The sequence below is a fragment of the Rhodococcus sp. CX genome, assembly GCF_015865005.1.
In the GTDB taxonomy this organism is placed as follows: Bacteria; Actinomycetota; Actinomycetes; order Mycobacteriales; family Mycobacteriaceae; genus Rhodococcus.
The window spans coordinates 2,955-9,455 of the sequence record NZ_JADZGH010000010.1 but is presented as its reverse complement, the minus strand read 5'-3'; the positions used below and the strand labels follow the sequence as shown (position 1 = coordinate 9,455).

Annotated in this window: 7 protein-coding genes; 5 read left to right on the top strand and 2 right to left on the bottom strand. The window is 68.8% G+C overall.

The genetic code is table 11. From position 1 onward, the window contains the following. Positions 1 to 288 (bottom strand): acyl-CoA dehydrogenase family protein (locus I0Q12_RS31625; RefSeq protein WP_231609782.1); only part of this gene is annotated, 288 nt, incomplete at its 3' end. 111 nt (positions 289 to 399) lie between these two features. Here I0Q12_RS31625 and I0Q12_RS00850 point away from each other — a divergent pair. The 5 genes from I0Q12_RS00850 (at position 400) to I0Q12_RS00830 (ending at position 5,392) form a co-directional block, all read left to right on the top strand. Further along, a complete protein-coding gene (locus tag I0Q12_RS00850; RefSeq protein ID WP_197250155.1) occupies positions 400 to 1,035 on the top strand; it encodes a TetR/AcrR family transcriptional regulator in 636 nt (211 codons plus the stop codon). Positions 1,036 to 1,082: 47 nt separating this feature from the next. After that, complete coding sequence (locus tag I0Q12_RS00845) at positions 1,083 to 1,877, top strand: LLM class F420-dependent oxidoreductase (RefSeq protein ID WP_197250154.1); 795 nt, start codon at positions 1,083 to 1,085, stop codon at positions 1,875 to 1,877. 26 nt (positions 1,878 to 1,903) lie between these two features. Beyond that, a complete protein-coding gene (locus tag I0Q12_RS00840; protein WP_197250153.1) occupies positions 1,904 to 2,767 on the top strand; it encodes an LLM class F420-dependent oxidoreductase in 864 nt (287 codons plus the stop codon). A 147-nt stretch (positions 2,768 to 2,914) separates the two neighbouring features. Further along, entirely contained in the window at positions 2,915 to 4,429 is a 1,515-nt protein-coding gene (locus I0Q12_RS00835; protein ID WP_197250152.1) for a carotenoid oxygenase family protein, read from the top strand. 9 nt (positions 4,430 to 4,438) lie between these two features. Next, positions 4,439 to 5,392, top strand: coding sequence for a helix-turn-helix domain-containing protein (locus I0Q12_RS00830; RefSeq protein WP_197250151.1), 954 nt, complete (start codon positions 4,439 to 4,441; stop codon positions 5,390 to 5,392). A 146-nt stretch (positions 5,393 to 5,538) separates the two neighbouring features. Here I0Q12_RS00830 and I0Q12_RS00825 read toward each other — a convergent pair whose 3' ends face one another. Next, a complete protein-coding gene (locus tag I0Q12_RS00825) occupies positions 5,539 to 6,345 on the bottom strand; it encodes an acyl-CoA thioesterase domain-containing protein (RefSeq protein WP_197250150.1) in 807 nt (268 codons plus the stop codon). Positions 6,346 to 6,501: the final 156 nt, after the last annotated feature.

Here is a 6,501-nt window from a genome sequence, read left to right as displayed (position 1 = left end):
CATCGCGGTGTTGAACGGCAGCGGGTCGGGGACGGACGCGAGTTGCAGTTCGTCGAGCCACAGGTGCCGCTGGACCGAGGTCCAGTCCTTGCCGCCCCATTCGACGGGCCAGTGCGGCACGGCGAGGCCGTGCGCGTTGAGGATCCGCTGGCTGGTGACGATGTCGTCGCGGCCGAGCGGGCGGCCTGCGGCCACGCGTTCGCGGAGCTCGGCGGGGATCTCGGTGGTGAAGAACGTGCGCAGTTCGTCGCGGAATGCGAGTTCCTCGTCGGTGAGCGTCAGATTCATGATGGCCTTCCGTCCCGGTGATGGACGCGGACACGCGGCGGCTCCGCGTCGCCCCGACGATAAACCGTACACTGTTAGGACGTCCAGGTCCCCGCTTCGAGGAGGATGCCGATGGCCCGGCCCCGGACACCGCTGCTGAGCCGGCAGCTGATCCGCGACACCACCCTGCGCATGATCGACGAGCACGGCCTCGGGGACGTCTCGATGCGCCGGATCGCCACCGAACTCGGAGTCCGCGCGCCCTCGCTCTACACGCACTACCCGACCAAGGACGCGCTGCTCGACGACATCGGCAACCTCATCGCCGACGACGTCGACGTCTCGGGTTTCGAAACGGGGGACTGGCGGGAGGCGCTGCGCACGTGGGCCCGCTCGTACCGGGCGGCGCTGGCCGCGCATCCCAACATGGTTCCGTACCTCGCCTCGAGTCCCGGCACACGCCCGGGTGCTCTCGACCGGGCGGATGCCGTGCACGGCGGTCTGACCCGCGCGGGCTGGCCACCCCGCACCGCCACCCTCATCGGCGCGTCCGTGAAGTACATCGTGCTCGGCGCCGCGATCGCGTCGTTCGCCGGCGGATTCCGCGGCGACCGCGACACCTACGACGACCGCTACCCGCATCTGTCGGACGCGCACCGCCTCGCCGAGCGCGCCGCGGAGATCGATCACGACAGCTTCGAGCTCGCGCTCGAGACGTTCCTCGTGGGACTCGAGCCGCAGTTCGCCGCGCTCGGCGGCAGCCGCTGATCCGGTTTCGGATGCAGGAGGCGATCGGTGGTCCTACCGTGGTTTCCATGACGCGCCCCATCCGCATCGGACTCCAACTCCAGCCCCAGCACCAGCCCGACTACGGCGTCATCCGCGACACCGTCCTGCGCGCCGAGGACGCCGGCGTCGACATCGTGTTCAACTGGGACCACTTCTATCCGCTCACCGGCGACCCCGACGGTGCTCACTTCGAGTGCTGGACGATGCTCGGCGCCTGGGCCGAGCAGACCGAACGCGTCGAGTTCGGCGCGCTCGTCACCTGTGGTGGTTACCGCAACCCGGATCTGCTGGCCGATATGGCCCGCACCGTCGACCACATCAGCGGTGGGCGGCTGATCCTCGGCATCGGGGCGGGCTGGTTCGAGAAGGACTACACGGAGTACGGCTACGACTTCGGGACCAAGGGTTCGCGGCTGGCTCTGCTCGCCGAGTATCTGCCGCGCATCACCGCGCGGCTCGGCAAGCTGAATCCGGCCCCGACGCGCCATATCCCGATCCTCATCGGCGGTGGTGGCCCGCGGAAGACCCTGCCGCTCGTCGCGAAGTACAGCAACATCTGGCACAGCTTCGGTGACCTCGGCACCCACGTCGAGAAGTGGGGAATCGTCGAGAAGCGGTGCGCCGAGATCGGCCGGCACGCGTCGGAGATCGAACGGTCTGTGCCATGGCCCGGCGTCGACCAGGCCGCCGCGTACGCGGATGCGGGGGTCACGCTGTTCACCGTCGGCGCCAGCGGTCCCGACTACGACCTGGCGCCGCTGATCGAGGCCATCGGGTGGCGTGACGAGAACTCGCCGCCGCTGCTGTCCGGTCTCGCCTGACCCGTCACGCCGCTACTGTCGGGGTCATGACACGACAGGTGAGTGTGTGGGGTGGCGGTTTCTGGCTGAGCGGGAAAACCCGGGAGGCGGCGCTGGACGCGGCGCGCGAACTCGACGAACTGGGGTATTCGCGGCTGTGGACGTCCGGCGGATTCGGGGACGGCGTTCCGTCGATCTACGGCGAAGTACTGGATGCGACAACACGTCTCGGTGTCGCCAGCGGCATCCTGAGCATCTGGCACGCCGAGCCGGCGGCCACCGCCGAAACCGTCCGCGGGTTCGAGGAGAACCATCCGGGCCGTTTCCTGCTGGGCCTCGGCACGAGTCACGCGCCGGTGGTCGAGGCCAAGGGCGCGAACACCTACGCCAAGCCGTACAGCCGGATGGTCGAGTACCTCGACGCCCTGGATGCCGAGGGGGTGCCGGCGGAGCGTCGGGTGCTGGCCGCGCTCGGCCCGCGCATGCTCACCCTGTCCGCCGAGCGGTCCTCGGGTGCGCACCCCTACTTCGTCCCTGCCGAGCACACCGCGCAGGCGCGGGAGCTCCTCGGTGACGGCCCCCTGCTGGCCCCGGAAGTCGCGGTGGGGCTCGAGCGCGACGAGGACACCGCCCGCGCGATCGCGCACGAGTACATGCGCGGCTACCTGGCGCTGCCGAACTACTCGAACAACCTTCGTCGCCTCGGCTACGGCGACGACGACCTGGCCGGGGTCGGCAGCGACCGGCTCCTGGATGCGCTGATTCCGTGGGGTGATCTCGACACCGTGGTCGCTGGGATCGAAAAGCACTACGAGGCCGGGGCCGACGAGGTCGCGATCCAGGTGCTCACCGGCGACCCGTTCACGTTCGCGAGTTCCGCGTATCGGGAGCTGGCGGGGGCATTGATGTAGGCGGAGCTGGTGTGCCTTTGCGGCGGTCCCTGCCGCCACAAAGGCACACGGGCGGAGCCTTGCCTCCTGACCCGTCACTCTGTTAACTGTAGTTGTGGTCGCCGTTCGCCCCGAACGACCGCCTCGTCGACCCAGGGAAGAGACGTCATGGACATCGAAGTACTCGGACGCGTACTGACCACGCTGCCGGAGAACGACGACCACCCGTACCGCACCGGCCCGTGGCGGCCGCAGCACACCGAGTGGCGCGCCGACGGCCTCACCGTCGTCGGCAAACTTCCGTCCGACCTTGACGGCGTCTACCTGCGCAACACCGAGAACCCGGCGCATCCCGCACTCGAGGGTCTCTACCATCCGTTCGACGGCGACGGCATGATCCACGCCGTCGGATTCCGCGACGGAAAAGCGTTCTACCGCAACCGATTCGTCCGTACCGACGGCTTTCTCGCCGAACAGGAGGCCGGAGGCCCGCTGTGGGCCGGCATCGCCGAGCGGCCCGAGAACTCGATCCGGCAGGACGGCTGGGGCGCGCGCGGTCGCATGAAGGACGGCTCGAGCACCGACATCACCGTGCACAACGGGGTCGCGCTGTCGAGTTTCTGGCAGTGCGGTGAGCTGTACCGGCTGGATCCGACCACGCTCGAGACGCTCGGAAAGTCCACGTGGCACGGCGATTTCCCGTCCGCGGGTGTCTCCGCGCACCCGAAGGTCGACGAGCGGACCGGCGAGATGCTGTTCTTCGACTACACCACCGACGCGCCCTACATGCACTACGGCGTCGTCGACGCACAGGACCGCCTGGTGCACTACGTCGACGTGGAACTGCCCGGTCCGCGCCTTCCGCACGACATGGCCTTCACCGAGAACTACGCGATCCTCAACGACTGCCCGCTGTTCTGGCTGCCGCAACTCCTCGAACGCGGCCGGTACGTCCCGAAGTACCACCCGGACATGCCGATGCGGCTCGGGGTGATCCCGCGCCGCGGCAACTCCGACGAGATCGTGTGGTTCGACGCCGACCCCACCTACGTCCTGCACTGGACCAATGCCTACGAGAGCGGCGACGAGATCGTCCTCGAGGGCTTCCACCAGAGCGACCCCGAACCGGCCGACGACGGAAACGGCAACATCTACAAGCGTCTGTTCCGGTCCCTCGCCCTCGACCGCATGGGCACCCACCTGCACCGGTGGCAGCTGAACCTGCGCACCGGGCAGGTGAAGGAGGAACGGCTCTCCGAGTCGATCACCGAATTCGGAATGATCAACCCGCACCACGCGGGAGTACAGCACCGCTACACCTACGCGGCGACGGGCGTGCCCGGCTGGTTCCTGTTCGACGGCCTCGTCAAGCACGACGTGCTCACCGGCAACGAGGAGCACTACGCGTTCGGCGACGGCGTGTTCGGCAGCGAAACCGTGATGGCGCCCCGTATCGGGTCGACGTCCGAGGACGACGGCTACCTCGTCACCCTCGTCACCGACATGAACGAGGACCGCTCCGAATGCCTCGTGTTCGATGCGCAGAACGTCGCCGACGGTCCCGTCGCGCGGATGCAGCTGCCCGAGCGGATCTCGAGCGGCACGCATTCGACATGGGCCGCCGGATCGTCGCTACCCGGCTGGCGTGAGGACGACCGGCCGGGCAGCACGATCGGCTTGTAGGCTGCCCCGGTGCCCGGCACCACCACGTTCACCACGCTCGAACCGGGCGGCGACAACGCGCTCGCGGTGACCCTCGGGATCCTCGGCGACGAATGGAACCTGTGGATCCTCCGCTCGGCACTGCTCGGCGCACGGCGGTACGGCGACTGGATCGCACGCGGTCCCATCTCCCACGCGGTGCTGACCGCGCGGCTGGGCCGGCTCACCGAGGCCGGGCTGTTCGAGAAGGTCGCCTACCAGCAGCAACCGGTACGCCACGAGTACGTGCTCACCGCGCGCGGACGCAGCGTGTGGACCGTGCTCGTGAGCATGTGGGCGTGGGAGCAGCGCTGGTCGGCCGATGCGGAAGCGCGTCTGCCGCGTCGGCGCCACACCGTGTGCGGGCAGCTGTTCGTGCCGCGGCTCGTCTGCGCCGCGTGCGGGGCCCCGGCCGACGCGCACGACGTGAGCGTGCGGACCGGACCGAGCGGCGAGTGGTCGCGGTGTGTGCCCGCCGCGGCCGGTCGTCGTCGCTCCGGGCGTGCGGCCCGCACCCCGGACATCGTCCCGCACACCATGGAACTGGTCGGCAACCGCTGGTCGGCGGCATTGCTGGGCTCCGCGCACCGCGGCGCCACCCGATTCGGGGAATTCGCGGAGCAGATGGGGGCACCGCCGGCGGTCGTCACCGATCGGCTCCGGCGGTTCACCGAACTCGACGTGCTCGCGCCGCGCCCGCATCCCGGCCGGGCCGATTGGGTGACCTATCACCTCACCGACAAGGGCCTGGCGTTCTTCCCCGTCATCGCGTGCATGATCGCGTGGGGACAACGCTGGTTCCACGCGCCCGAGGGCCCCGCGCTCGAAACGGTGCACCTGGGATGCGGGGCGCCGTTCCTGCCGAGACTCGTCTGCGACCGGTGCGACGGCACCCTGCACGCGGCGACCATCGCGATCGAGGACGTACCCGACGCGGACGGGTAGGGACCGACAGCTCCCGTTTTCCGACCCCCGTTTTCCGAGCGCGCGGCCCCGTTTTTCCGAGCGAATGTATCGCTCGTCTCCTTCAATCGACCGAATGTACCGCTCGCTCGGAGAAAGACGGGGGTGCGCGAGGACGGCGGGCCGGCTCAGCCGAAGTCGACCTGCCGGTGTTTGTTCGCCAGTGCCACCACCATGCCGGCGCCGAACGGGCCGCGGCTGTCGAACAGCACCGATGTGCCGACGGCGACACCGTCCTCGCCGATGTGGTGATCGGCCTCGACCCCGACCTCCTCACCGACCGGCAGCCGCGACAGGGTCAGGGTGAGGTCGGCGTTGATGTATCCGACGCCCTGCTCGCTCCAGTTGGTGACCAGGCTCGTGCCCTCGCCGACGATCGCGGTCCGCACGAACGGCGACATCTTCTCGCCGAGGATCACCGGAAATTGTCTGGCCCACATGCGTTTACGGCTCGAATTCTGATGCTCGGACCGTATCTGCGACCAACCCTCCGGGTGGTCGTCGCTGCCGAACCAGGTCGGCACGAATCCGGTCTCCGGGTCATCCGTGCGACTCGACGGCGGCGCCGGATGTTCGTCGCGGGTCCATACCGTTCCGGGCGGCTGCTCCGACGGACGGAGATACACGACGGTCGCGCGCGCGACCACGTCACCGTTCTGCAGCATCTGTGCATCGGCCACCCGGATGCGGTTGCCGTCGCGCACGAGGGTCGTCTCGACCGTCACGGGATCGGTGCGCACCGGTTTGAACAGATCGACGGTGAGCCGCGACGGCACCCAGTTCTCCACCGCATGCCGGTTCTCGAGTTCCCGGGCGAACAGGCCGCACACGCACGGACCGAGCAGCATGTCCGACGACCAGGGACTGATCGCCAACTCGGTCGGCACGAACCGGCCGTCGACCTCCGTGAAATATCCGCGTTCGGTACGTCCCATGCTCCGCATTCTCCGGACCGGTCGTGCGAGAGGTCACGGCGGGTCCGTGGACCGTGCGGTCCGACAGTGTCGAATGTTCCCGTTCAACCCGTGCTCGTCGGTCTAGGCTCCGAACATGGTCGGATCGGCGAGGAAACTCCGCACCGCGTTCGCGAT